The sequence below is a fragment of the Pontibacter sp. LHS1 genome (assembly GCF_058932855.1).
In genome coordinates this window covers 65,255-90,086 of the sequence record NZ_JBZYWF010000006.1, presented here as the reverse complement: position 1 = coordinate 90,086, position 24,832 = coordinate 65,255, and the positions used below count along the sequence as shown (strand labels likewise).

Below are 24,832 nucleotides of genomic sequence, written 5' to 3'. Positions count from 1 at the left end.
AAAGCAATCGCTTCTTGGGATTTGCTGTATTTTCCCTAACTTGCCTCTACCCGGTTTTAGCTAAAGTGAGTCAAGATATAATGCGGAGAACCCAAGCATTCCTGCTAAGCTTATTATTACTATTAAATTTTTGCGGTCAGCCGGCAAGACAGCCTGATGAAGTACGTCTGCGCTTGGCAATAGACCCAGGAAGCATTAGCCCTATTAACTACAATTCGCAGGAGGCCTTGCAGATAATTAATCTGCTCTACCAAAGCCTGCTGACTGTAGATCTTGAAGACAATACTTTAAAGCCGGGTCTTGCCTCCGCTTTTCCGGAAGTGGAGCGCAAAGACTCGCTTACTTTTTTCCATTACCAGCTGCGCCCCGAGGCCGAATGGTCTGACGGGAGCCCCGTTACTGCACAGGACGTGGCCTTCACCCTGAAGGTGCTGAAGGCTCCTTTTATCCGGAATGAGAGTATTCGCTCACAGGTTGAGTTTATACAAGACATCCAGCTAGACGCCTCTGATCCCAAAAAATTCACACTGGTTTGCCAGGGTTTCACCCCTGAGATGCAACTCCTGACCGGTGACTTCTTTATCCTGCCAGCTTACCTGCTTGACCCTCAGGGTAGTTTCTCAACTATACCTTTCACCGCATTGTCACAGGCTGACAGCACCCATTATAACACAGATCGTACACAGGCTGTGGCGGCGCGCTGCAACAAGTTGGGCTCGCCCGACAGCAAAGACATATTACAGGGAAGTGCTGGCTACGAGTTAGCTGAGTGGGCCACAGGCCAGTATGTTGTGCTGAAACGCAAGGGCAACTGGTGGGGAAAAAATACTGGCAATGCTGCCGGTTACCTCAATGCTAACCCGGAGCAAATTAATTTCCAGATTATACCTGACAATACCACTGCCCTTTTGGCGCTCAAAAATGTGCAACTTGATGTGCTGGATAATATACCTGTCAATGAATTTGAGCAGCTACGGCAGGATGACAACTTCCTGAAAAACTACGACCTGCATACCCCTCAGGGCTATGACCTGATCTATGCAGCTATTAACACGCGCAGGGCCAAATTTCGCGATAAACGAACCCGCCAAGCCATTGCGCACCTGATGGACGTTAACGGCATGATCCGGGTAAGCCAGCAATCCTACGCCACGCCGACAGTAGGTCCTATACCACCTGACCGGAAAGACTTTTACCACCCGCAGCTACAGCCCCGGCCCTACAGCCCTGAGCAGGCAGTCACGTTGCTAAAAGCTGCTGGCTGGATTCAGGAGCAAAACGGCTGGTACAGAAAACTGAATGGCCAACGGGAGGATTTACGTATTGAGCTCCTCTACAGAGCCGGCAACACCATGTATGAACAGATGGCGCTTGTCTTTCAGCAACACGCGACAAAAGCAGGTATAGCTGTTACGTTGCAGCCGCTGGAGGGAAATGTTTACAACCAGAAGATCGAGCAGCTGGATTATGACATGCATTTCAGGGGGATATCAGGTAATCCTTTCGTCTTCAATTTCAAGCCACTCTTCCACACAAGTTTTGCCGGCCCGGGCGGATTCAATACAACCGGCTTTGGCACGCCCGAGAGCGATCAGCTGCTGAACGAAATCAACGGAGCTGAAAGCGAAACTGATAAAGCCCGGCTCCTGCACAGGTTGCAGGAGATCATACAAGAAGAAGCTGCCTTCGTGCCACTGTATTTCCGAAAAGAGAAAATAGCTATACACAACAGGTTCACAAATACCAAAGTGTCGGGTGTACGCCCCTATTACGACCTGAGTTCATTTATGCTTAAGCCTTGATGCTGCCATGTCCACTTTTGTATTCAGGCGGCTTCTCTTGGCTATACCTACGCTCTGGTTCATAGCATCTGCCATTTTTTTGCTGAGTAAACTGATGCCAGGTGCTTTTGGAAGTGCAAGCCTGGCTCAGCAGGAAGGGGGCTATTATAGCCGAAGCGATGCTGCTTCACGTGACCGCAACTACCGTCAGTTTTTAGAGGCCACCGGCCAGGACCTGCCGTTGTTTTATTTCAGCATTACCTCTGCCGCCTTACCCGACACCCTGCACCGGGTTTTCCCGGCGCGTGATCGAGCCTTCCTGAAAAAACTTTCCTGGCAATATGGCAACCCAGCGGCAGCCACCCACTTTTTCAGAAGCCTGAAAGAGCTGGAAGAAAACCTCTCGGAAACAGAGCGCCTGCAGGTACAGCAGCATATGTTCGCCATCCACAGTCACCAGGAGCACGCTGATCTCCGGCAAGCCCTATCAGGTATAGCACAGCAGTTACCTGCCAGATCAGCTATCACTTCTGAGTTGATAGATAATGGAAACAGCTTATTGGCTAATTCCTCCAGCTATACCTATTTACTCCCATCCATGCAGTGGCATAGTTCCCAAAACCAGTACCACCGCTGGATAACCGGTTTGTTAAAAGGAAGTCTGGGAACTTCACTGCGAGACGGCAGGCCAGTGGCCACCGTGCTGGGCGAAGCGATCGGGAACACCTGGTGGTTACTACTGGCGAGTATCTTCGTTGCGACGTTGCTGGCCCTGGAAATAGCCATCCTGATGATTCGCCGCTCCGGGCGCATTTGGCGCAGCACCCTGCTTCCCTCCCTTTTCCTACTGGATAGCGTACCCCTCTTTGTCCTGGCCATGCTCCTGCTGGTGCTGCTGGCGAGTCCCGCTTTCCTGCAGCTTTTCCCGGTGTATGGCATGGGCTACTACAGTGCTTACGACCAGAACTGGCTACAGCTAATCAGTCAATGGCTGCAGTTCATGGCGCTCCCGATGCTTTGCCTGGTACTGGCCAATCTACCCTACCTCACCAATCAGTTTTATCAGGCGATGGCAGGGGTGGCAGGGCAGGACTATATCCGCACGGCCCGTGCAAAAGGTCTTTCTGAGCATCGCGTCATTCGCCGCCACATGCTGCGCAATGCCTTGCTGCCTGTCATCACGCTTTTGTCTGACTTTCTGCCTGCCTTGGTAGCGGGCGCCGTTATCGTTGAAACCATCTTTGCTATACCTGGCGTGGGCCGATTGCTCATTGACACTGTACTGGCTCGTGATTACCCGGTAATAGTAGGCATCGTTATCATTGTAGCCGTATTCAGGTTGTTATCGCACCTGCTGTCTGACCTGCTTTATGCACTGGCTGACCCGCGCATAGGTGCCCATGCATCATGAAAAAACTGTGGCACATAGCGCGTGAGGCATGGCAGATGGCGTTGGCTTTCAGGCTGTCCTTGCTATACCTGATTTTGCTGGCTATTGTCGCACTGGCACTTCCCTGGTTACCGCTTGCTTACGGGCCAAACGAACTGGACCTGGAGCAAATCTACCAGGCACCTTTAAGGTTGGGAACGGAAATAGACAAACCCAGGCATTGGCTCGGAACCGATGGTCTGGGCCGCGATGTGTTAGCCAATATATTGTATGGTGCCCGTACGGCATTTGCCATCAGTCTACCTGTCATGGCGATCGCCAGCCTGATCGGCTTAGCACTTGGAGCAACAGCTGGCCTTTTTGGAAACCGTCGCCTGCACCTGAGCCGGGCCTTGCTGACAGCTTTACTCTTCGCCCTGTTACCTTTTGCTTATTACGGAATATATCTCCCGATTATTTTATATAGCCAGGGAGCCCCTTACACTGATTTCTTACTCACAGGCACTGTTGCCGTCAGTTTGAGTTTAGCCCTTGTACTGGTTTTCGCGCCGCTTTTCAGGCGACTGCCTTTTCTCAACAAGACGATTCCTTTTCCAACTGATGAGCTCTTGCTACGGATAGTTGAGGTGCAGGCAAGCATCCCCCGGCTGATTTTGATACTGGTGCTAGCGGCTATAGTACCTCCTACTCTGCCGGCTCTATCGGCGTTGCTCGTCCTTACTTTTTGGACGGGAACGGCCCGGCTGGCAAGAGCAGAAATGCTCCGTCTTAGAGAGCTGCCTTTTTTTGAGGCTGCAACGAGTCTCGGATTTACACAAAGACGCCTGTTGGTCCGCCATGCGCTTCCACACCTACTGGGTCCGGTGCTGGTCGCATTTTCATTCGGTTTAGCCGGTTTGCTCATGCTGGAGTCTACGCTGTCATTTCTGAACATTGGCGTAAGCACCGACTTGGTGAGCTGGGGCAGAATGATAGCCGGTATACGCACCAACACGGCCGCCTGGTGGCTCGTTGCTATACCTGGCGCCATGCTGTCGCTCACAGTCCTCGCCCTACAGACTATCAGCTATTATATTTTGCGTTCCCTACAGAATAAAAAGTAAACGCTTCTCTGTTACTTTTCAACATACTCCCTCTAAAATTTAGCTTCTTATTACCTTCATAAGAAGCACACAGAGCACACTTAATAGATTTATTTATATATTAACACAATATAAACCAAGTTACCTATTGAAATTATGTTTCCTGTGTTAGGAGAGAGCGTAGCTGTATTATTGTATCATACAAAACCAAACTACCCAATCACATGAACATCTATGAAAGCACAGTCGGTATGCCAATGCAGAGCATTGGTTGCCGCAACAACTTAAAAACTACAAAAAGCAATTCCCAAGCTGAGGATTCACAAGAATACTCGACTATTGATGGGGAGGTGATTAATTCGTCATTAGGCTCAGACGCGGTTAAGAAAGGAACTGGTCTGTTTATAGGCGATTATTTCGTAGGTATACTGGACTCACTCTCCGGGGTGAGCAACATGCCCTACTTACGCTACTAATACAAGGCCGCTACTCCTTGAGAATAGAATAGAATAGAATAGAATAGAATAGAATAAAAGAATAGAAATAGATTGAATAGATAATAAATGAATAGATAATATTAGTGTTGGTTGTTTGTGTTTAGATTAGGCATTTGCCCTGCAGTCTCCTGCAGGGCATTTGTTTTATAGCCTACCCAAAAGGTTTATACCCACCCTTTACGCTCACTGAAGTGATTGCAGCCGAATTGAGCCCCTGTGATCATCTCAAATCTTCTGGGCTTCTTATCTTCCGGTCCTTCATGAACCAGCGGCAGTACATACGCCGGCTCCAGGGCATGCTGCCCGGTTAACTCATCGCACAAGCCAAATTCATTGCTTTGAAGTTGTACTTTGTTTGGGTCCTGCTCCCAATGATTGCAGTTATTGCATATTGCTTCCATATCTAAATAGTTTTAAGTTCTACATTATTCTACTATACCATATTTACCTGTCATTACCCGCAACAGGTTGCATACAACCCTTGTTATACAGTAATTTAGAATAAAGCTAAACAATCAAACCTGCTATAAATTCATCACCCCATCAGGTAGCTATCACTAATGGCAAAAGGAGTATATTATATCCTTTACAGTGTGCAATGAGTATAAACTTTCAAGGAATAAAATCTGAAAAGGTCGCTATCACATAGCTATACGTGCATGAAGCAGGAAATCTCTTTTACCCGCAAAGTTGTCATTACCACCTCCGTTGTGTTGCTACTGAGTGCTCTGCTAGCTTTAGTTTTATATGCTGCGCATTTTTTCTTCCTGGTGTTCGCCAGCATACTATTTGCGGTGCTGCTACGTGCCATGACCAATTGGCTACATGACAAAACAGGTTTGGGAAAAGGGCTGGCGTTGGCGTTTTCTTCGCTGTTGTTTTTCGGGTTGATCTTTCTGGCAGGTTGGCTTATCGCCCCTACCGTGCAAGCACAGATAGAAGATTTGCGTGAAACCCTCCCCTCTTCCATCGAACGACTAAAGGACCAATTGGGCAGAACGAGCTGGGGAGCAAAAGCGCTCGACGAGCTTGAGAACAGTCAGGAGAGCATGATGCCTGAAACACAGGAAATCGTGAACAGGGCCCAGACCTTCTTTACCTCCACCATCAGCATCATCACTGATCTGTTCATCGTGATCGTGATCGGCATTTTCTTCGCATCGAGCCCGGCACAGTACCAGCGGGGCATTGTTAGCCTGGTACCAGTACGGCACCGCACCCGGTTGTGGGAAGTACTCGACAAAAGCTATGAAACCCTCAAGTGGTGGCTGTTTGGGAAGCTCGTCACCATGGTGTTCGTTGGCATTCTGACGGCTGTCGGCTTGATGTTGCTCGGTATACCCATGGCGCTGGCGCTGGCCGTCATCGCCTTCTTCCTGGATTTTATACCTACTGTCGGTCCTATTATAGCTTCTGTCCCAGCCATCCTGATTGCCTTTCTGGACGGCCCCATGGCGGCGCTGTATGTAGCCATCCTTTACTTTGTGATCCAATCTATTGAAAGTTACCTGCTGGCGCCCCTCATATTTGAAAAAACCGTTCACATTTCGCCGGTGATCACCCTTCTTTCGCTGGTGCTTTTCGGTATACTGGTCGGTCCGCTTGGTGTGATACTGGCCGCCCCGCTGGTAGCAGTGCTGCAGGTGTTTGTACGGGAGCTTTACATAAAAGACTACCTCGAGCGTGACCTGCCCAAAAATCAGTAAAGCTGCTTAACAGGTACTGATCTATACCTCCCTGATTCAGGCCAAATTTGCGAAACACGGCTTTTTGACCGAAATTGGGAGAAAAAGTGCTACATGAAAATCAAGCTCATCGCGATCGGTAAAACAGACGAGGCATTTCTGGAAGAAGGTATACAGAAGTACATGAAGCGGCTGAAGCATTACCATCCGTTTGAGTTCATCATTATACCTGACATCAAACAGGGAGGTAAGTTCACAGCGGACAACCTGAAAGAGGCCGAAGGTAAAATACTACTCCAAAAGCTGCAGGACGGCGACCATGTGGTGCTGCTCGACGAGAAGGGCAAAACCTTTACCTCCACCGAATACGCACATTTCCTGCAAAAGAAGCTCAACTCCGTCACCACCAACCTGGTTTTCATCATCGGGGGCGCCTACGGCTTCTCCCCTACCATCTATGAGCGGGCCAACGACAAAATCTCTCTTTCTAAAATGACTTTCTCGCACCAAATGGTCCGCTTGTTTTTTGTGGAGCAGCTATACCGGGGGTTTACGATTCTGAGGGGAGAGAAGTACCATCATGACTGAGGTTTACGCGTTCTCCTTATTTAAGGGCCTAACTCAATAAACCAGGTTGAGGAGATACAATTATCAAGAACCTCCGAAAACAAAAGAGCCTGCAAGCTATTCGCTCACAGGCTCTTTCGGGTTATGCAGCAGAGAGCAAGGGATTCGAACCCTTGATACCCTTTTGGGGTATACACACTTTCCAGGCGTGCTCCTTCGACCACTCGGACAGCTCTCTATTGTGGGTGCAAATATACGCCAATAACTTACACTATCGCAAATTTTTAACCTGCTATACCTTATAAATATATTGCACTGGGCTAGATACTGATCTCACCGCGCAGGTTACTGGCAAGCAACTCACGGGTTTGCGTTGCCGGCAGGTCGAGCCCCAGCACAAACATCAGCTTCGTAATCGCCGCCTCTGTCGTGATGTCATCGCCGCCGATCACCCCCATGTTGAGCAGGAATTTACTGGTTTCGTAACGGCCCTGGTCTACCCTGCCCTCGTCGCATTGCGACACGTTCAGGATGTAAATCCCCCTTGATATAGCATCTTCCAGCATCTCGAGCAGCCAGCCTGAGGTAGGCGCATTGCCTGCCCCAAATGTTTCCAGCACCAACCCACGCAAGCCCGGCGCTTCGAGTACACTGCGCATTACCTGAGGCGTTATACCCGGAAAAAGCTTCAGGATCGCCACACTATCATCCAGTTGCTGGTGAACATGCAGGGATTTCTCCGGGTGGGGCAAAATAGCGCCTTCATAAAAATCGATGCTGATACCGGCTTTGGCCAGCAGCGGGTAGTTCTCTGACTTAAATGCATTGAAATGGCGGCTCTCTACCTTCTTGGCCCGGTTCCCCCTGATGAGCAGGTTATGGAAGTAGATGCAGACCTCGGGCACGATGCTCTTGCCATTAACCTTGGTGGCCGCTATCTGCAGAGCCGAGATCAGGTTGGCACGGGCGTCGGTGCGGGTACGGCCGATCGGCACCTGGGCACCTGTAAAAATAACGGGCTTCTCCAGATTCTCGAGCAGATAACTAAGCGCTGAGGCGCTGTAAGCCATGGTATCGGTGCCATGCAGTACGACAAAACCATCGTAATCGGCGTAGTTGTCGCGAATCAGGTTGGCCAGCATCAGCCAGTCACTAGGTGCCACATTAGATGAATCGATGGCCGGCTCTATGCTTAGCACTGTCAGCATGTACTTGAAGTTGCTCAATTCGGGCACTTTCTGCAGTATCTGGCTGAAGTTGAAAGGCACCAGGTGATGCTTTTCGTCATACACCATACCTACCGTACCACCGGTATAGATGATCAGAATGGAAGCCTCCGGGTGTGCGGGTGCGGCGGTGTCGATATTGGTTTTAACTACTTCCATCGCTTACAGTTTGAAGAGGTTGAGAGCATTGCTGGTCGTGGTTTGCGCCACTTCCTCTACGGGCTTCTGCATCAGTTCGGCCACGCGACGGGCTACCAGCGGCAGGTACACGGGTTCGTTGCGCTTGCCACGATGCGGCACGGGCGCCAGGTATGGACAGTCTGTTTCAAGTACCAAGCTGTCCAGGCTAACATGCGGCAACACCTTATCAAGGCCGCCATTCTTAAACGTAGCCACACCGCCAATCCCCATCAAAAAGCCAAGTTCCTTTACCTTCTCCGCCTGCTCCACAGTGCCCGAAAAGCAATGGAATATTCCTTTTAGACTGCCATCCTGTGCAGCAGCGATGATCTCGTATGTTTCTTCAAAAGAGTCGCGGGTGTGGAGCACGATCGGAAGCTGGTGCTTTTTGGCCAGTTCTACCTGCACTCTCAGGGCCTCCTGCTGCTGTGGCAGAAGAGTCTTGTCCCAGTACAGGTCGATGCCGCATTCGCCCACCGCTGCAAACTTGCGCTTACCAAGCCATTCTTCCACCAGGTATAGTTCTTTCTCAAAGTCCTTGTCCACTGAGGTTGGGTGCAGGCCCATCATGGCAATGCACTGGTTAGGGTGCTTCTCCTCTGTCTCCAGCATGCTATCGATGGAAGTGTGATCGATGTTGGGCATGTAGATCTTCTCTACCCCTTCAGCCAAAGCACGGGCTAGTGCCTCGTCCCGGTCCTGCTTGAACTGCTCTGAATAAATATGTGCGTGCGAATCTATTAATGTCATGTGCGTCCTGTTCAATCAAATTATAGCAGCGCAAAGGTCCGAACTAATGGTTAAGGCTGCAAATGTTCTTGCGTATCACGACACATGTAGCAAGATTTTGCATCATCAAGTGGTTGAATGGTTAAATTGCTAATTGTTGATTGTTGTTCGTGTACGATTGCCGGTGCACGCTTCGGACAGGTCGCGACCTGTACCTAGGGAGAAATGGCAAGGACCTGCACCTACAGGGCGACGGTAATGCTGCGTAGCACTACGACGTTACGGTGTAACTTCGCTACCTTTATACCTTCCCGACTTTCTAACTTCAATACTTCCTCCCTTTCCACCTTACTTTGGTAGGTATAAAAAAGTAGATGATCAGGATGATGCTGGTGACCACCATGAACAGCTCGAAAACGACATGTTGCCACCAAGGCACGCGCAGGCCTAAGCGCCTGAGACAAATGTGCAGGTAGGTGCTTTGTAGCAACAGCTTGGCCATAAAAATGGCACTGGCTATACCTACGGATGCCTGCCAGAAATAAGGCAGCAGCACGGGATAGTAGGCCGAGTGCATCGCCAGTATGGCAAACATGTAAACCGGCAGGTGCGTCGCTCCGCGCATCCAGCGCTTGCGCTGCTCCAGCAACTGCCAGAAAGTGGCCGCAGGAGCCGACAGTGCCAGCACGCTGCGGTCATAAATGTTCCGGTAATCAAAACCACGTCTGAGTACCTGGTTAAAAATGGCCACATCCTCCGTAATGGAGAACTTAATGTTTTCGTAGCCGCCCACCGCTTCATAGGCCTCGCGTGTGAGCAACATGTTGTTGCCCATAGTGGTGACGGGCAGGCCGATATCACTGACGGACTGCATCAGCCCCAGGGAGTATAGCCAGTCCATGCTCTGCATACGGGCAAACAGGCTTGTGCCTCCTACGGTAGTCAGGCCGGTGACCACTCCCACCCTATTGCTCAGCCCCGCCAGCATCGCCTGCACCCAAGAGGGAGGTACCTGTATGTCAGCGTCCGTGTACAGGAAAAAATCTGTCGTAGCCCGGTGTGCCAACTGCGCGAGCACGTTGGCCTTGCCTTTGGCCCGCCCTACCATACCCGTAATGGTGATGCAGGTATAGCCGGGCTTGCCTTTTATGAACGCCTCCACCAACGCCCGCGTGTTGTCCGTGGAGCCATCATCACCGATGAGCACTTCCAACTTGTCATGGGGGTAGTCTAGGCGCTCGATGGCCCGCAGGCAGTTCAGGATATTGTGTTCTTCGTTCCGGGCGGCAATCAGGATGCTGACACAGGGCGTATACGCGGGGCGCAACGGATACCGTTTTCGGTTGAAGAGCAGCAGGGCCAGCAGAACCAGAAAAAGCAGAAAGTAAAGTATAAAATAGGCGACGGATACCATCATAGGGTCTGGAAGGTATAGCCCTGTGCGGTAAAATGGTCTAAAAAACGAGGCAGGGCGTATTGCATATTTCGCTGGGCCTTCAGGCTGTCGTGGAATACGATGATGCTACCATTTTGGGTACAGCGAATAGCCTCCCGCAGGCATTTTTCGGGGCTAAGCGAACGGTCATAGTCGTTGGTGAGCACGTCCCACATCACCAGTTCATAATCTGGTCGCAGGGCTGCCGCCTGTTTTAATGTAATGCGACCATAAGGCGGTCGGAAAAGCTTTGGCTGCGTTGCTTGTGGGTTAAGCCGCTCCAGTACCTGCTGACACTGCTGCACATTTTCGAGGTAGCGCTCCAGCGACGTTTCCCAGCCACGCAGGTGATTATGCGTATGGTTTGCCAACTGATGGCCTTGCACTAAAATCTGCTCCGCTATACCTTGGTGCTTCACTATATTATCACCCACGGCAAAGAAAGTAGCTTGGGCCCTGTACTGCGCCAACTGCTCCAGCACCCAAGGAGTCACCTCCGGTATAGGTCCGTCATCGAAAGTCAAGTATAGCACCTTCCCCTGCTCTTCCCGCAGCCAGGTATAGCCGGGCAAAAGCCGGCGAAGCAAAGCGGGTGTCTTGTACAGGCGGAGCAATTGGATTGTTAATTGTTAAATGGTTGAATTTCTGATTGTTGATTGCTGATCGTTATCCTCGAAACCTTTAAGAGAGACTACGACACGAGCAGTGAAGCTTTTGCAGGTTAATGCCGCATGGACAGAATATTATTAACCCAACTGATACTAACAATTGAACCATCAACAATTAAACAATTTATCTTACTTAAACCTACATGACAGCAGGGTGATATCGTCGTTGAAAGAAGCTTCTTCGTTGAAAAGGTTGATGGCGTTGAGCAGCTGCAGGTGCAGCATTTTAGAGCTTAGGAATCGATTCTTTTGCATAAAGTCGATGGTGCCTTCAATGCCAAATTCCGATTCATCTTCGTCAAACACCTCGGTCAGACCGTCGGTATAGCAAAGCAGCACGGCATTGTGCGGCACATGGATCTTGCCCACGTTCATAAATGGCAGCACATCAAACACGCCCAGCATGGTGCAGCCATCATTGAGCAGATCGTGGGTGTTGTTTTCGTAGAGTAGAATCGGGGCGTTGTGGCCGGCGTTCACGTAGCTCAGTTCGCGGGTACTGCGGTTAAAAATGGCGACAAAGGTAGTGATGAACTTCTCAGCGATCGCATTGCGGTAGATCAGGTGGTTGAGCTCAGAAACGACCGTGTTCAGATCCGATGTCTGACGTATGATTGTGCGCAGACCTGCCTGGAAGTTCGACATCAGCAGCGAAGCAGGAACGCCTTTGCCCGACACGTCTGCCACACAGAACAGAAACTGGTCCTGGTCGATCTCAATAAAATCGTAGTAGTCTCCGCCAATGGAAGAGTGTGGAATATAGCTGGCGTGAATGGCCACATCTTTGTCGTTGGGCAGCTTTTTGGGGAAGAGCATGGACTGCACTTCACGGGCAATCTCGATCTCTTTTCGGATCGATTCCTGTGCCAGTCGCTGACGGGCCATGCGGTGATTCTCGATGGCCACGAGCATGATATTACTCACCGTCTGCACAAAATTCAGCGCTTCGATATTGGTATAGTAAGGCTGTATTTTCCCGATCATCACGAAAGCGAGCACTTTGCCGTTGTGCAGAATCGGGATCACAATCTCGAAATTACGCCACTTCTTGTCCACGCTCAACTTGGACATGCGGGTGATTTCCTTCAGCTCGAGAATGGTTTCGGGGAGGTGCTGCTTGGCGGCTTCCAGGTCGGTGCCAAAGCTAACTTTGCAATCCCACTTCTCGTCGTGCACAAACAGCGCCAGTCGGTTGATCTGCAACTGCGCGAGCAGCGTAAAGCGGTAGATTTTGTAGAGCGCCTCTTCGGGCAGGTTGTCGTTAATCGCCTGGGTGATTTCCAACAAGGCCGATAATTCCAGCTTTTTGAGGTTTAACTCTTGCTGTATGTTCGGAGCGACTATATCAGGCATTCGGTTTCATAGTTTAGGGTTGGCGAGAAACCCGCACTCGGGGGCTCTGCCGCCAGTTACACCTGTCACGCAGGTATATACCGTGTAAATTTACAAAAATTCAGTCGCATTCTTTACCAGCCCTCCCAATTCCTTTGAAATAATACGTATTCGTCACATGCGTACACTTGCAACTACGTAGTCCAGGTATTTGTTTGGTCCTGCGGTGAAATCATAACTATCAGATAGAGTTATGCACCACTAATCCTGCTTTGGTAGCCAGGTAGAAGTACTGCTGGCAGTGCTCCCCAAAAGTAGCTTCATCGTATGCATGCTCCGTATCCGGATCCGGGTACAGGATTCTGATGTAGCCTTTGGCAATCAGGTCGCGCAGGGCAGCGCAGAGTTCTTCGTCAGTTAGTGCGCTGGTACTTTTGAGGTCAGCGTAGGACGTCACAAAATAAAGTTCGTCCATGATGGCAAATTCATTCTCAGTCATGATTTCGGATGGTTCGGCCTTTCCATGTATAGCGACCTGAGAGGCCGCTGATGGCGGTATATAGTACGTAAGGAATGTAAACTAGCTGCAGCGGAAGCATAAAAATCAGATAGTTCTGCTTCCGCATGAAAGTAAGTATTTGGTTTAAAAACAGGAAATCTATCAGGAACTTGGCAGCATAAGCCGCTAGAAAAGTCCAAAACGAAAGCCAGCCCAGCAGTACGCCAGGTATAGCGAGAAAAAGCAGCAAGTTGACGGCAAACACGCTCAGAGCCACCAGCTTCACTGAAAGGCTCTGATAGCTGCGCCACTTGCTGGCCCAGCGCACCCGCTGCGCTATAAAACTGCGCACCGTCTTGCGTGCTTCGGTGTACACAATGGCTCCGGGGTGCTTCAAAAAAGCAATCCGCTCCGGGTATAGCTGGCTTACCTTGTGCAGCAAAAATTCATCATCACCGCTGGCTATACCTTCGTTTCCGGCAAAGCCTCCTACCTCTTCGAAAACTTCCCGTGTATAGGCCAGATTGGCGCCATTGCACATACTGGGTTGCCGCAGCCCAATGGAGGCTCCTCCTACTCCGATCAACGACGCGAACTCAACCAGTTGCATACGCTCCAGCAAGGTATGGGTGTTGTGAAAACTCACTGGTCCTGAAATGAAAACTGCCCGCTGCGTTTCGTAGGTATAGGCAAAGTATAAAAGCCAGTCCGGCTGCACACGGCAGTCACCATCAGTAAAGACCAGCAGCTCGCCGCTGGCCTCTGCTATACCTTGTTTGATGGCGGCTTTCTTTCCGGTTGCTTCCATCTGCCCAGCCAGCCGGATCAGACGCAAACTCAAGTTAGTAGCAGGTATAAATTCCTGTATCAGTTGAGCAGTGCCGTCATCGGAGTGATCGTCCACCACCAGCACTTCGAAGAGCTCCGCCGGGTAGTTTTGTGTCTCTAGATCGCGAAGTAAATTCAGTATCTGCTGTGCCTCGTTACGCACAGGGATGATCACCGTAAGTTTAGTAACAGGTGCAAACCCAACAGGTATAGTAGGTATAGGGAGGCGCTTCCAGGCAAATAAACAGCGCAAGATAATCCAAGCATAAGCCATTAATGATAGCAGGAGCAGCAGCACAAACATCAGGCGGAACCTCCTCTCCTGCCCAGCTTCAGGCGCAACACAAAAAACAAACCCACAGCGCTCGGCACCATGATGTTGAGCAGCCATAGGCTCAGGCTGGCGCTCAGCACCTGCAGACGCTCCTGCCCCAGCAGTCCGAATACATACATTGCAGACAGCTCCCGCACGCCCAGGTCCGAGAGCAGCGACACCGATGGTACAACCGACTTCAGGAAAAAAGCAGTCGACACACCACTGATGTACTCCACCGGACTCAGCCGCACCTCAAACAGGACCAGCAACAGCACAAACTGCAGCAGGAACACAAAGTAACGCAGCAGTGACAGCAGCAACACCTGATTCATCTCCGTAAAGGTATAGCGCCCCATAACAGCCAGGTACTTTGCCAGCTTGCGCAGCGGTCCAACCGCAGCGACCAAGGCCACCATGGCACGGGCATTGAAGAGCAGCAGCAGCATGGCCGCGTTGAGCACGAGCAGCAAAAAGAATACACTCAGGCAGATAGCAGGGTAATCTCTCCAGTAGAGCAGCAAGGCAAAGTAGAGCAGCCCAAGTGAGCCCACCAGCACCGTAGCCACCAATTGACAGAACCTACCAATGAAGACCGCGCCTATACCTTCCAGCCGCTCTTTGCTTTTGAGCTCCAGCACACGGCCGGCATAGTCGCCTAGTCGGTTAGGAGTGATGAAGCCGAGCGTGAGCCCGACCATGACCGCACGGAAAGCCCGCAGGTATGAAATGTGTTCCAGCTTCTGCCCCAGCAGCTGCCACTTCCAGGCCTCAAGTCCCCAGTTGGCAGGTATAAGCAGCGCACTTACAATTAGTAGAAAAGTATAATCACTTTGGCGGGCAGCCTGCAGTATTCCACGCCAGGAGAGCAGGGTGTCAGGCGCCGTAAAGATGGCCAGGTACAGGAAGTATAGCGTTAGCAGCACCACGGCAATTTTGCCGGCGACTAAAAGGAACCTTCTGTTGCGGGTAATGTTCAAGATATTGTCTTAAATTGCGCCTCTTATGGTTTACTCTTCTGCACTCCCACCCAATAAATTAATACTTGGCATTGACCCTGGAACACAAGTGATGGGCTATGGCCTGATTGAAGTGACAGGCTCCAAGGTAAAAGTAGTGCAGTATGGCGTTATTCACCTCAAAAGCTACAGCAACCACGCCATCAAGTTAAAGAAAATTTTTGACCGCATGATACAGCTCATCGACGAATACCTGCCCGACGAGCTGGCCATTGAGTCACCTTTCTTTGGCGTGAACGTGCAGAGTATGCTCAAACTCGGTCGGGCACAGGGAGTTGCCATCGCCGCCGCCCTCTCCCGCGACATCCCTTATGTGGAGTATGCTCCCAAAAAAGTAAAGCAGTCGGTAACCGGAAACGGCAATGCCTCCAAAGAGCAGGTGGCCAGCATGCTGGTGCAAATCCTCAAGATCCAGCCCGACCCGAAGATGTTCGACGCCACCGACGCTCTATCCGTGGCCCTCTGTCACCATTACCAGAAAGGCAACAACGCTAAGAAAGGCACCAACTCCTGGAAAGCCTTCCTGACCGACAACCCCGAGAGAAAGCTTTAGAAGTTTAAGAGTTGGGGAGTTTAAGAATTAGAAAATCAAAAATGTAGCGACGTTTCATGGTTACGTCGTGGCGCTTCGTAGCAGGACCTGTCCCTACATATACTCCTTGGGAAACTCTCAAACTCTTTATCTCTTAAACTCCCCAACTCTTAAACTCCTCAACTCCCCCAAGTATAAGCTTTTGAAAATATTTCGCAGATTTGTAAAAAATCGCCTCTATCTTTCGTAAGGCTTATAAGCTTGTTTGATTTGCCTTTTGCGAAGGCGAAAATTCAGCCTGCACTCTATACAAAATACCACGCCAAAACAAAGTTTAAACATGTTTTTGCGGATACAGTTAAATATAGCATCAGGCTTATTCTTAATTTTGATTTAATTTGCCGCTGCCTTTTCACGGGTAAGCGTACATATGAATCCTAAAAAGCTTAAATGGATTTAGACAAAGATAAACCGGGAAGTGCTCCAGCCCGGCGCAGGTATGTTACGACACGCAGACTCGACAGAATATTTGTCGAGTTGGCCAGGATATACCGTTTCAATGCGCGGTTTTTTAAGGAAATGTGGTTCCCGCCATACGAATTCAAAGAAATTATCAAGCAGTGTTACGAAATAGGAGTGCGCTCCCTGCCGCTCATCTCGCTCACTGGTTTTATCATCGGTATCGTATTCACAAACCAGTCGCGCCCTTCCCTGGCTGACTTTGGCGCTACCTCTCTCCTGCCCGCTCTTATTTCTGTGGCGATCATCCGGGCCATTGGTCCGCTGGTGACGGCACTTATTGCAGCCGGCCGGGTAGGTTCCGCTATCGGTGCCGAGCTGGGCTCTATGCGGGTAACCGAGCAGATCGACGCCATGGAAGTGTCGGCTACCAATCCTTTTAAATTCCTGGTGGTGAGCCGTGTGCTGGCATCAACTTTAATGATTCCGGCGCTGACCATGTACACCACCCTCGTGTCGCTGCTTGGCGGTTACCTCAACGTGCACCAGAACGAGTTGACAACGCTCACCACTTTCTTTTACCAGGTGTTCGATGCCATTACGTTTTTGGATATCATTGCCTCATCGGTTAAATCCGTGATTTTTGGCTTTACTATCGGTATGGTGGGCTGCTACAAAGGTTATAACTCTTCAAAGGGCACAGAGGGTGTGGGTAAAGCGGCCAACTCGTCGGTGGTGACGGCCATGTTCCTTATTTTTATTGAAGAGCTGCTCATCATGCAGGTCATTAACGCAATCAGAGCTTTTTAATGGAGGCAAAAGAAATAAATCCCAACATTGATAGAAACGAGAAGGTAATTTCTATCCGGGGCCTCAAAAAAGCATTCGACGATTTTGAGGTTCTCAAAGGCGTGGACCTGGACCTGTTCAAAGGAGAAAACCTGGTCGTGCTGGGCCGTTCAGGTACAGGTAAGTCAGTTTTGATCAAGATCATCTCAGGCCTGTTGTACGGAGACGAAGGCTCTGTCAATGTGCTGGGCAAAGAAGTAGGCACGCTCAAGCCGCGGGAATTGGATGCGCTTCGGCTCAAGATCGGATTTTCGTTCCAGAACAGCGCCCTCTACGACAGTATGACGGTGCGGGAGAACCTGGAATTTCCGCTGGTGCGGCACGCAAAACATATGTCGGAAACCGAACGTGAGGAGCTGATTCATTATGTGCTCGAGGCTGTAGGACTTGCACAGGCAATCAACCAGATGCCTTCTGAGCTGTCAGGTGGTCAGCGCAAACGCATCGGCATTGCCCGTACGCTGATCCTGAAACCAGAGATCATGCTATACGACGAGCCCACTGCCGGTCTGGACCCCATTACCTGTATCGAAATCAATAACCTGATCAACGAAGTACAGAGCAGGTTCAATACCTCGTCCATTATCATCACGCACGACCTAACCTGCGCCCGCGCCGTAGGAGACAGAGTAGTGATGCTGCTCGACGGACAGTTCCAGCGCGAAGGTACGTTTGAGGAAGTGTTCGATAGTAATGACGAGCGCGTACAATCATTTTATAACTACAACTTTATAGACTAGATGAGTTCTGCAGATAATAAACGCACGGTTATAGTTGGCATTTTCACTTTCCTGGCGATCGTGATCCTGGTGGCGGGTATCTTTACCCTAGCCGGTCAGCAAAAGCGCCTGATCAGCACGATCACGCTGACAGCCATATTTGACGATGTGGCCGGTTTGCGAACCGGTAACAATGTCTGGTTTTCGGGAGTGAAGATCGGCACGATCAAATCCATCAATCTGTACGGCGACTCACAGGTAGAGGTGGTCATGAACATCGAGGAGAAGGTGCAGCAGTACATCCGAAAGAATGCCTCCGCCCGCATCAGCTCTGAAAGCTTTATCGGCAACAAGAACATCGTGATTGACGGTGGCACCCAGTCAGCCGCTCCTATTCAGGATGGGGACAGAATTACGGCTGTGAGTCCGCTCAACACGGATGACCTGATGGAGAAGCTGCAACAGAACAACGAAAACCTGGTAGCGATCACCGGCGACTTTAAGCAGCTTACCTCCCGTCTCGTAAACGGCGAGGGAACCGTTGGTGCCCTACTTACTGACACGACCATGGCGCAGGACTTCCGTGATGTGGTGGCCAACCTGCAGCGCACCTCACAAAGCACGGTCAATGCCTCCCGCTCCCTTTCAGCTTTCACCAACAAACTCAACTCACCGGGTGGACTAGCTAACCAGCTTGCGACAGACAAGGAAGTGTTCCAGCAGCTGAAGAATTCGATGACGCAGCTGGAAGAGGCCACAGCCTCGACTTCTGAAATAACCGAGAACCTGCGCACGGCCAGCAGCCGTCTGAACAACAACAACAGTGCTGTGGGGGTGCTCCTGAACGATCAGCAATTTGCCCGTCAGCTGCAAAGCACGATGCAAAACCTGGAGACCGGCACCGAGAAGCTGGACCAGAACATGGAGGCGCTGCAGAGCAACTTCCTGTTCAGAGGCTTCTTCAGACGACAGGCACGCGAGCAGGCCAAGCAGCAGGAGCAACAGAAACAGCAGCCTGCGCCGCAACAGGTACAGCCCAAAGACACCACCAGGCAGGAGTTTAAACCTTCCATCCTGATAGAAAATTAAGCATAAAACAAAAGGGGCGAATCTTTCTGATTCGCCCCTTTTGTTTACCGGCACAGCCTTGCTATACCTTAAGCAGCCTCATATTCCTTCCGGATTTTTTCGGCTACTTCTTCAAACTCTTCTTTGCTGAACTGCTGCTTGTTGGCGAAGTTCATATCTGCCATCTTGTTAAGCGGGATCAGGTGCACGTGCGCATGGGGTACTTCCAGCCCTACTACCGCTACACCAATGCGCTTGCATGGCACAGCTTTCTCTACTGCAGCCGCCACTTTTTTGGCAAATGCCATCAGGCCCAGGTATAGCTCGTCATCCAGGTCAAACAGGTAGTCGATCTGCTGCTTAGGTATAACGAGGGTATGGCCTTTGGTCGTGGGAAACACATCCAGAAAGGCCAGGTAGCGATCATCCTCGGCTATTTTGTATGCAGGAATCTCGCCTTTTACAATTTTAGTGAAGATAGATGGCTCCATAAGCTTAGCGACTAATTTCCAGTATTTCGAACTCGATCTTACCAGCTGGTACGGTTATCTCGGCTTTTTCGCCGACTGACTTGCCCAACAATCCTTTACCGATCGGAGACTTTACCGAAATTTTGCCCGAAGCCAGGTCCGCTTCTTCTTCCGCTACCAGGGTATAGTCCATCACCATGTTGTTCTTCAGGTTCTTGATCTTCACCTTGGAGAGAATCAGCGCCTTGCTCGTGTCCAGGTTCGACTCGTCTATGAGACGGGCGTTACCAACCACTTCCTCGAGTTTGGCAATTTTCAGTTCCAGGTGACCCTGTGCGTCTTTGGCGGCGTCATACTCAGCGTTCTCACTCAAGTCCCCTTTGTCGCGTGCTTCAGACAACTGGCGGGCCACCTCTGAGCGGCCTCTTGTCTTTAGGTCGTGCAGCTCTTCCTTCAGCTTTTGTAAACCTTCAGCGGTGTAATAAGAAATGTTGCTCATAATATGTCTTCACGTTTTAAAACACAAAAACAAAAAGAACGGCTATGTGAAACATAACCGTTCTTTTTGCCTGATATGTTGATGATTAATTTTTTCTTCTTCAGCCTGGCTGCTTCAAAACAAGCCGGGAATTCTGGGCAAGCCACATGCACACGGGCATCCCCCAGTGGCACTGTGTTGAGCAAATATACAAATTTATTTTAATACAAAATCTTTCTGCAATACTTATTTGCAAGCCCCTGAAGGCGATCTTTTAGGCGCCAACATCTCTTCTATACGTAAACCCGGCAGCATAGGACAGCCCTGGAGCAGGTATTCTCAAGAAAGCTTACCGGCCTCCTGCAAGGCCTGTATTTTCTGCACCAGTACCTCGTTAATCTTCACATAAGACTCATGGGTCCAGCCTGCAATATGGGGGGTGAGCACCACATGATCAGCCGATTTCAGGTAATCAAAACTACGGCTTTGCTCTTCGGTCAGGCTCTGGAGCTTCTCGTTCTCCAGCACGTCCAGCGCTGCCCCTTTGAGCTTGCCATGCTGCAAGTGCCTTACTAACGCAGCCTGGTCCACTACCTCACCGCGGGAGGTATTCATGAACCAGATCGGTTTGCTGAAGCCCTCAAAAAAAGCATCATCCGCGAAGGCCCGGTTTTCCGGTATGTAAGGTATATGCAGACTCACTATATCTGCTTCCGCCTGCAAGGCCTCGAGCGACACAGACTCAGCCGGTGCTGTAATTTTTTCAGGGGCAAATCGGTCGTAGGCCAGGATGCGGCAACCGAAGCCACTCAACACACGGGCAAAGCTTTGCCCCATGTTTCCGTAGCCGATAATGCCAACCGTTTTGCCGCTGATCTCCTCTCCCCTGTTTTTTTCGCGCAGCCATACCTTGTCGCGCACCTGCCGGTCGCCACGCGTGATGTTGCGCATCAGACTGAGCAGCATACCCAGCGCATGCTCCCCCACCGCCTGCCGGTTGCCTTCATTGGCTCCTATCAGGGCTATACCTCTCTGTTGCAGCGCTTCGGCATCAATGTTGTCCAGACCCGCACCAGCTCTGGCCACAAACATGAGCCGATCAGCTAGTTTAATCGTTTCTGCTGTTATCCGCATTTTGCTCCGCACGATCAGCCCCTCAAACTCCACTAAGGCCTCGCATACCTCTATGGGTTTTATCTCCGGCCGGTAATCATAGGCTATACCTATACCTTCCAGCATAGGAAACATACTAGGGTGCACTTCGTCGATAATGAGGATGCGAATTGTGGACATGGTATTACAAATCATACAGCATATGCGCTACACCAAAGTATATTGCCAGGCCCAACAAGTCATTCGCGGTTGTGATAAAAGGCCCGGCGGCAACAGCAGGATTCACGCCCATCTTATCAAGCACCATCGGAGTCAGCGTACCCATCAGGGAGGCCAGCATCACAACCGAGAACAGTGCGACCGACACTACCATTGACAATTTCAGGTCCTGCCGGAATAGGTAGGAGAAGCCAAACACAAGGGCTGAAATAATCAGGGCGTTCAGCAGGGCAACCAGGATGAGCTTCAAGAGACGCTGGGCAAAGTTCTCGAAGATCACGGCGTTTGAAGAGAGCGTTTGAATGATGATGGAAGAGGACTGTATACCTACATTACCGCCCGTTGCTGTAATAAGCGGTACAAACAGCGCCAAAGCCGGCAGCATGGCAATATCGGCCTCGAAGAAACCCATGAAGTGCGCGGCCAGCAAACCGCCCACCATACCGATCACGAGCCAGGGTATACGGGAGCGCGAGATGCGGAACACGCTGTCATCTTCCTCTACATTTTCGGAGATACCCGTCATGAGCTGACGGCTTAGTTCAGCCTGTTCCTGCATTACATCGATCACGTCGTCGATGGTGATGCGCCCCAGCAAACGGCCCTGTATGTTCACGACAGGTATAGCCTCCAGGTCGTATTTCTGCATGACGGCCACTACCTCGTTTTCGTCCCGGAACGACTCAATCGAAATCACGTCCTCATTATAAATCTCTTTTACCAGTTTGTCATCTTTGGAGAGCAGCAGCGCTTTAATACTCAGGCGGCCTAGCAGGATGTCGCGGTTATCAACCACATATACCGTATAGATGCGCTCCACATCCTCCGCCTGTCTGCGTATTTCTTCAATACACTGCCGCACGCGCCAGTTGATATTCACCTTGATAAGCTCTTTCGCCATCAGACCACCGGCACAGTCCTCCTCGTAGTGCAAGAGGTCCAGAATGTCATCTGCTTTCTCTTCGTTTTCAAGCAGGGCAATCACTTCCTCCCGCCGTTGCACATTCATTTCGTTCAGAATGTCTACGGCGTCATCCGAGTCCATCAGGTTGACGTAGCGGGCTATTTCCTGGCTTGTGAAGTAGGCCAGGAAGTCTGTGCGTATGTCATAGTCAAGATCACTGAGAATCTGAGAACCAATATCGGGAGGCAGGAGGTCCAGCACGTACTTCGACTCGTTGGTGTCCAGCTCGTACAACACCGTCGTGATGTCAGCCGGATACATGTCGGACATGGACTCCAGTATGAACCCCTTGTCGTCGCGTGTGATCGCCTCTTCAACCTGTTCTATGTATTCACGTGTGATCTCTACCTGCATGGTATTATATGTTCTGCTCTACGAGCTGGGTCAATGCTATAAAATCCTCTACTGACAGCTGCTCCGCTCTTTTGTCGAAAACAGGCTGCTCCGTCACTTCTGGCGGCAGGTTAAATGTCTTGAGGCAGTTACGCAGCGTTTTGCGCCTTGTTCCAAAACTGTTTTTCACCACCGAGAAAAAAAGCTTTTCGTCACACGGCAGGCTCTGCCGATCGTTGCGCACCACACTGATAACGCCTGACTTAACTTTGGGTGGCGGGTGGAACACATTCTCGTGCACCGTGAACTTATAATCAATGGTATAGAAGGCCTGCAGGAGCACACTTAATATGCCGTACGCTTTATTACCGGGAGGTGAGGCCAATCGTTCAGCCACTTCCTTCTGAATCATACATACGACTTCCGGCACCACATCACGGTGTTCGAGCACCTTGAAGAAAATCTGGCTGGAAATGTTGTAAGGAAAATTGCCGATGATGGCGAACTTACCCGGGAACAGTTTGCTCAGGTCGGTCTTCAGAAAGTCAGCCGATATGATGCGGTCGCCCAAAGCCGGAAAGTGCTGCTGCAGGTAGGCAATGGACTCGCGGTCGATGTCCAACACGGTCGTGCGGTACTCCTTGTGCTGGAGCATGTACTGCGTGAGCACTCCCATACCAGGACCGATCTCCAGCACATCCTCTACCCCACCGGGCAAAGTCAATTGCTCCACAATCTTGCGGGCGATGTTCTGGTCTACCAGGAAGTGCTGGCCCAGGTGCTTTTTAGGACTTACTTTGCTCACATGCTATGCGTTATGGCGCCGGCTTGTCAAGACAATTTTGCCGGAAACCCGTTATACCTTATTTATATGCGACACCGGCATTGGCTATACCTGTACCGGGCTTTTTCGCATTACACTATATACTTACTATATTGCGTGCTCAAAGATACGAATGACAAATGCCAACACAACTCAAATACAATACATCGGTAGGTAAAAATACAGACGTAGCCCTGATTGTGCGGGCTGATCAGACGGATTCACTCGCAGAGCTAAGCTCAGACGAAACCGCCTACCTGAAACGCCAACTCGAAGCGGAAGCGAAGATCGTTTCCCTGAACCGCTATACCCAGCGGGTATACGTGGTGGTATACACGGAGGGGAAATCGCAGAACGCCACCAGAGAGAACCTGCGCCAGGCAGGCTATGCCCTGCTCAAGCAACTCAAAGCCGACAAGGTGGCTGAGTTAGCCATTCAGGATCTCACCAAATCAGAGGCTAGTCCCTACCTGGCCGAGGGCCTGTACCTGAGCAACTACCAGTTTCAGAAATACAAAACCAAAAACAGCAAGCCAAGTTCGCTGCAGACCATCGTACTGACAGACGAAAACCTGTCTGAGTTTGACGTGATGGAGCTACAAAACGTACTCGATGCTGTGACCGTGACCCGCGATCTGGTAAACGAGCCCAACAGCCACCAAAGTGCAACGCAGTTCAGCGAACAACTGATAGAACTGGGCGAAAAGGCTGGTTTTAATACGCAGGTGTTCGATGAGCTGCAGATACAGTCGCTGAAGATGGGTGGTCTGCTGGCTGTCAACCAGGGCAGTGAAGAGCCGCCTACCTTTAACATACTGGAATGGAAGCCAGAAGGCGCCACGAACGCCAAGCCTTACGTGCTGGTAGGCAAAGGGGTGGTATACGACACCGGTGGCCTTAGCCTGAAGCCAACGCCGCAATCCATGGACTATATGAAGTCTGACATGGCTGGCGCTGCTGCCGTGGCGGGTGTTATGTACGCATTGGCAAAGAACAACATACAGCTGCACGTGATCGCGCTTATACCTGCCACCGACAACCGTCCGGGCGGAAAAGCTTACGCCCCAGGCGATGTGATCACTATGCACAATGGCATGACCGTGGAGGTGCTCAACACCGACGCCGAAGGACGCCTGATCCTGGCCGATGCGCTGAGCTTTGCGCAAAGGTATAAGCCGGAACTGGTGATCGATATGGCTACGCTGACAGGCGCCGCGGCCCGCGCCATCGGCAAAGAAGGCCTGGTGGCGATGAGCAATGCCGGCGATGAAGTGATGACAGCCCTGAAAAAAGCCGGTGAGGCAGAGCACGAGCGCATTGTGGAGTTTCCGCTTTGGGATGAGTACAAGAAGCACATCGAGTCAGACATAGCCGACATCAAGAACCTGGGCGGTGCCGAGGCTGGTGCTATCTCAGCGGGTGTGTTCCTGGAGTATTTCACCGACTATCCGTGGGTACACTTCGACATAGCCGGAACAGCCTATTTATTAGGTGAAGACTCTTACCGTGGCAAACTGGCTACCGGTTCAGGCGTACGCCTCGTTTACAACTACCTTAGCTCGCAGGCTAACTAA

General features: G+C 50.7%; 25 protein-coding genes and 1 tRNA gene. 11 read left to right on the top strand and 15 right to left on the bottom strand.

Annotated features, from left to right (window positions below):
* Positions 1–227 precede the first annotated feature (227 nt).
* The 4 genes from AC5FXQ_RS13040 (at position 228) to AC5FXQ_RS13025 (ending at position 4,729) form a co-directional block, all read left to right on the top strand.
* Positions 228–1,802 (top strand): ABC transporter substrate-binding protein, encoded by a 1,575-nt coding sequence (locus AC5FXQ_RS13040; RefSeq protein WP_493602863.1) that lies wholly within the window; start codon positions 228–230, stop codon positions 1,800–1,802.
* Between the two features lie 7 nt (positions 1,803–1,809).
* Positions 1,810–3,192 carry an ABC transporter permease gene (locus AC5FXQ_RS13035; RefSeq protein ID WP_493602862.1) on the top strand — a complete coding sequence of 461 codons (1,383 nt, stop codon included), beginning with the start codon at positions 1,810–1,812 and terminating at the stop codon, positions 3,190–3,192.
* Positions 3,189–4,274, top strand: coding sequence for an ABC transporter permease (locus tag AC5FXQ_RS13030; protein WP_493602861.1), 1,086 nt, complete (start codon positions 3,189–3,191; stop codon positions 4,272–4,274). The genes AC5FXQ_RS13035 and AC5FXQ_RS13030 overlap by 4 nt, the downstream gene beginning before the upstream one ends.
* Positions 4,275–4,477: 203 nt before the next feature.
* A complete protein-coding gene (locus tag AC5FXQ_RS13025) occupies positions 4,478–4,729 on the top strand; it encodes a hypothetical protein (RefSeq protein WP_493602860.1) in 252 nt (83 codons plus the stop codon).
* 185 nt (positions 4,730–4,914) lie between these two features.
* Here the strand turns inward: AC5FXQ_RS13025 and AC5FXQ_RS13020 are convergent, their stop codons facing one another.
* On the bottom strand, positions 4,915–5,151 hold the full coding sequence (locus AC5FXQ_RS13020) for a hypothetical protein (RefSeq protein WP_493602859.1): 237 nt from the start codon (positions 5,149–5,151) through the stop codon (positions 4,915–4,917).
* A gap of 258 nt (positions 5,152–5,409) precedes the next feature.
* Between AC5FXQ_RS13020 and AC5FXQ_RS13015 the strand changes: the two genes are divergently transcribed.
* Positions 5,410–6,456 carry an AI-2E family transporter gene (locus tag AC5FXQ_RS13015; protein WP_493602858.1) on the top strand — a complete coding sequence of 349 codons (1,047 nt, stop codon included), beginning with the start codon at positions 5,410–5,412 and terminating at the stop codon, positions 6,454–6,456.
* A gap of 93 nt (positions 6,457–6,549) precedes the next feature.
* Entirely contained in the window at positions 6,550–7,023 is a 474-nt protein-coding gene (rlmH, locus tag AC5FXQ_RS13010; protein ID WP_493602857.1) for a 23S rRNA (pseudouridine(1915)-N(3))-methyltransferase RlmH, read from the top strand.
* A gap of 129 nt (positions 7,024–7,152) precedes the next feature.
* Here the strand turns inward: rlmH and AC5FXQ_RS13005 are convergent.
* The 9 genes from AC5FXQ_RS13005 to AC5FXQ_RS12965 all read right to left on the bottom strand — a co-directional run bounded on the left by AC5FXQ_RS13005 (position 7,153) and on the right by AC5FXQ_RS12965 (position 15,192).
* Positions 7,153–7,240: transfer RNA gene (locus tag AC5FXQ_RS13005), tRNA-Ser, on the bottom strand.
* An 82-nt stretch (positions 7,241–7,322) separates the two neighbouring features.
* A complete protein-coding gene (locus AC5FXQ_RS13000; RefSeq protein ID WP_493602856.1) occupies positions 7,323–8,387 on the bottom strand; it encodes an asparaginase in 1,065 nt (354 codons plus the stop codon).
* 3 nt (positions 8,388–8,390) lie between these two features.
* Positions 8,391–9,158, bottom strand: a complete 768-nt coding sequence (locus AC5FXQ_RS12995) for a TatD family hydrolase (RefSeq protein WP_493602855.1) — start codon at positions 9,156–9,158, stop codon at positions 8,391–8,393.
* 304 nt (positions 9,159–9,462) lie between these two features.
* A complete protein-coding gene (locus AC5FXQ_RS12990) occupies positions 9,463–10,554 on the bottom strand; it encodes a glycosyltransferase (protein WP_493602854.1) in 1,092 nt (363 codons plus the stop codon).
* The gene (locus tag AC5FXQ_RS12985) at positions 10,551–11,186 is read right to left on the bottom strand and encodes a polysaccharide deacetylase family protein (protein WP_493602853.1); all 636 of its coding nucleotides are present in this window, start codon (positions 11,184–11,186) and stop codon (positions 10,551–10,553) included. Before AC5FXQ_RS12985 ends, AC5FXQ_RS12990 begins: the two co-directional genes overlap by 4 nt.
* A 183-nt stretch (positions 11,187–11,369) precedes the next feature.
* Positions 11,370–12,593, bottom strand: a complete 1,224-nt coding sequence (locus AC5FXQ_RS12980; RefSeq protein ID WP_493602852.1) for a GAF domain-containing SpoIIE family protein phosphatase — start codon at positions 12,591–12,593, stop codon at positions 11,370–11,372.
* Between the two features lie 220 nt (positions 12,594–12,813).
* Complete coding sequence (locus tag AC5FXQ_RS12975) at positions 12,814–13,071, bottom strand: hypothetical protein (RefSeq protein ID WP_493602851.1); 258 nt, start codon at positions 13,069–13,071, stop codon at positions 12,814–12,816.
* On the bottom strand, positions 13,064–14,203 hold the full coding sequence (locus tag AC5FXQ_RS12970; protein WP_493603051.1) for a glycosyltransferase family 2 protein: 1,140 nt from the start codon (positions 14,201–14,203) through the stop codon (positions 13,064–13,066). Before AC5FXQ_RS12970 ends, AC5FXQ_RS12975 begins: the two co-directional genes overlap by 8 nt.
* Positions 14,203–15,192, bottom strand: a complete 990-nt coding sequence (locus AC5FXQ_RS12965; RefSeq protein ID WP_493602850.1) for a lysylphosphatidylglycerol synthase domain-containing protein — start codon at positions 15,190–15,192, stop codon at positions 14,203–14,205. The genes AC5FXQ_RS12970 and AC5FXQ_RS12965 overlap by 1 nt, the downstream gene beginning before the upstream one ends.
* Positions 15,193–15,217: 25 nt before the next feature.
* On the opposite strand from AC5FXQ_RS12965, the gene ruvC reads away from it, so the two are divergent.
* From ruvC to AC5FXQ_RS12945, 4 genes are all read left to right on the top strand, one after another.
* Positions 15,218–15,784, top strand: coding sequence for a crossover junction endodeoxyribonuclease RuvC (ruvC, locus tag AC5FXQ_RS12960; RefSeq protein ID WP_493602849.1), 567 nt, complete (start codon positions 15,218–15,220; stop codon positions 15,782–15,784).
* Between the two features lie 429 nt (positions 15,785–16,213).
* Positions 16,214–17,032: an MlaE family ABC transporter permease gene (locus tag AC5FXQ_RS12955; protein WP_493602848.1), complete on the top strand. Its 819-nt coding sequence runs from the start codon at positions 16,214–16,216 to the stop codon at positions 17,030–17,032.
* Positions 17,032–17,811 (top strand): ABC transporter ATP-binding protein, encoded by a 780-nt coding sequence (locus AC5FXQ_RS12950; RefSeq protein ID WP_493602847.1) that lies wholly within the window; start codon positions 17,032–17,034, stop codon positions 17,809–17,811. Before AC5FXQ_RS12955 ends, AC5FXQ_RS12950 begins: the two co-directional genes overlap by 1 nt.
* The gene (locus AC5FXQ_RS12945) at positions 17,812–18,879 is read left to right on the top strand and encodes an MlaD family protein (RefSeq protein ID WP_493602846.1); all 1,068 of its coding nucleotides are present in this window, start codon (positions 17,812–17,814) and stop codon (positions 18,877–18,879) included.
* 68 nt (positions 18,880–18,947) lie between these two features.
* On the opposite strand, the gene AC5FXQ_RS12940 is transcribed toward AC5FXQ_RS12945, so the two are convergent.
* From AC5FXQ_RS12940 to rsmA, 5 genes are all read right to left on the bottom strand, one after another.
* A complete protein-coding gene (locus AC5FXQ_RS12940) occupies positions 18,948–19,349 on the bottom strand; it encodes an HIT family protein (protein ID WP_493602845.1) in 402 nt (133 codons plus the stop codon).
* A gap of 4 nt (positions 19,350–19,353) precedes the next feature.
* A complete protein-coding gene (gene greA / locus AC5FXQ_RS12935) occupies positions 19,354–19,827 on the bottom strand; it encodes a transcription elongation factor GreA (RefSeq protein ID WP_493602844.1) in 474 nt (157 codons plus the stop codon).
* A 318-nt stretch (positions 19,828–20,145) separates the two neighbouring features.
* Positions 20,146–21,099 (bottom strand): NAD(P)-dependent oxidoreductase, encoded by a 954-nt coding sequence (locus AC5FXQ_RS12930; protein ID WP_493602843.1) that lies wholly within the window; start codon positions 21,097–21,099, stop codon positions 20,146–20,148.
* Positions 21,100–21,103: 4 nt separating this feature from the next.
* Positions 21,104–22,456: a magnesium transporter gene (gene mgtE, locus AC5FXQ_RS12925; RefSeq protein WP_493602842.1), complete on the bottom strand. Its 1,353-nt coding sequence runs from the start codon at positions 22,454–22,456 to the stop codon at positions 21,104–21,106.
* A gap of 4 nt (positions 22,457–22,460) precedes the next feature.
* Positions 22,461–23,240, bottom strand: coding sequence for a 16S rRNA (adenine(1518)-N(6)/adenine(1519)-N(6))-dimethyltransferase RsmA (rsmA, locus tag AC5FXQ_RS12920; RefSeq protein ID WP_493602841.1), 780 nt, complete (start codon positions 23,238–23,240; stop codon positions 22,461–22,463).
* 158 nt (positions 23,241–23,398) lie between these two features.
* Here rsmA and AC5FXQ_RS12915 point away from each other — a divergent pair, with 158 nt between their 5' ends.
* A complete protein-coding gene (locus tag AC5FXQ_RS12915) occupies positions 23,399–24,832 on the top strand; it encodes a leucyl aminopeptidase family protein (protein ID WP_493602840.1) in 1,434 nt (477 codons plus the stop codon).

Coding starts and splice junctions, on each gene's coding strand:
- AC5FXQ_RS13015 (WP_493602858.1), top strand. CDS start 5,410: ATGAAGCAGGAAATCTCTTTTACCCGCAAAGTTGTCATTACCACCTCC.
- AC5FXQ_RS12930 (WP_493602843.1), bottom strand. CDS start 21,099: ATGTCCACAATTCGCATCCTCATTATCGACGAAGTGCACCCTAGTATG.
- rlmH (WP_493602857.1), top strand. CDS start 6,550: ATGAAAATCAAGCTCATCGCGATCGGTAAAACAGACGAGGCATTTCTG.
- AC5FXQ_RS12915 (WP_493602840.1), top strand. CDS start 23,399: ATGCCAACACAACTCAAATACAATACATCGGTAGGTAAAAATACAGAC.
- ruvC (WP_493602849.1), top strand. CDS start 15,218: ATGGTTTACTCTTCTGCACTCCCACCCAATAAATTAATACTTGGCATT.
- AC5FXQ_RS13000 (WP_493602856.1), bottom strand. CDS start 8,387: ATGGAAGTAGTTAAAACCAATATCGACACCGCCGCACCCGCACACCCG.
- AC5FXQ_RS12940 (WP_493602845.1), bottom strand. CDS start 19,349: ATGGAGCCATCTATCTTCACTAAAATTGTAAAAGGCGAGATTCCTGCA.
- AC5FXQ_RS13035 (WP_493602862.1), top strand. CDS start 1,810: ATGTCCACTTTTGTATTCAGGCGGCTTCTCTTGGCTATACCTACGCTC.
- AC5FXQ_RS12995 (WP_493602855.1), bottom strand. CDS start 9,158: ATGACATTAATAGATTCGCACGCACATATTTATTCAGAGCAGTTCAAG.
- AC5FXQ_RS12945 (WP_493602846.1), top strand. CDS start 17,812: ATGAGTTCTGCAGATAATAAACGCACGGTTATAGTTGGCATTTTCACT.
- AC5FXQ_RS12950 (WP_493602847.1), top strand. CDS start 17,032: ATGGAGGCAAAAGAAATAAATCCCAACATTGATAGAAACGAGAAGGTA.
- AC5FXQ_RS12970 (WP_493603051.1), bottom strand. CDS start 14,203: ATGTTTGTGCTGCTGCTCCTGCTATCATTAATGGCTTATGCTTGGATT.
- AC5FXQ_RS13030 (WP_493602861.1), top strand. CDS start 3,189: ATGAAAAAACTGTGGCACATAGCGCGTGAGGCATGGCAGATGGCGTTG.
- AC5FXQ_RS13025 (WP_493602860.1), top strand. CDS start 4,478: ATGAACATCTATGAAAGCACAGTCGGTATGCCAATGCAGAGCATTGGT.
- AC5FXQ_RS13020 (WP_493602859.1), bottom strand. CDS start 5,151: ATGGAAGCAATATGCAATAACTGCAATCATTGGGAGCAGGACCCAAAC.
- AC5FXQ_RS12990 (WP_493602854.1), bottom strand. CDS start 10,554: ATGATGGTATCCGTCGCCTATTTTATACTTTACTTTCTGCTTTTTCTG.
- AC5FXQ_RS12955 (WP_493602848.1), top strand. CDS start 16,214: ATGGATTTAGACAAAGATAAACCGGGAAGTGCTCCAGCCCGGCGCAGG.
- AC5FXQ_RS12980 (WP_493602852.1), bottom strand. CDS start 12,593: ATGCCTGATATAGTCGCTCCGAACATACAGCAAGAGTTAAACCTCAAA.
- mgtE (WP_493602842.1), bottom strand. CDS start 22,456: ATGCAGGTAGAGATCACACGTGAATACATAGAACAGGTTGAAGAGGCG.
- AC5FXQ_RS12975 (WP_493602851.1), bottom strand. CDS start 13,071: ATGACTGAGAATGAATTTGCCATCATGGACGAACTTTATTTTGTGACG.
- greA (WP_493602844.1), bottom strand. CDS start 19,827: ATGAGCAACATTTCTTATTACACCGCTGAAGGTTTACAAAAGCTGAAG.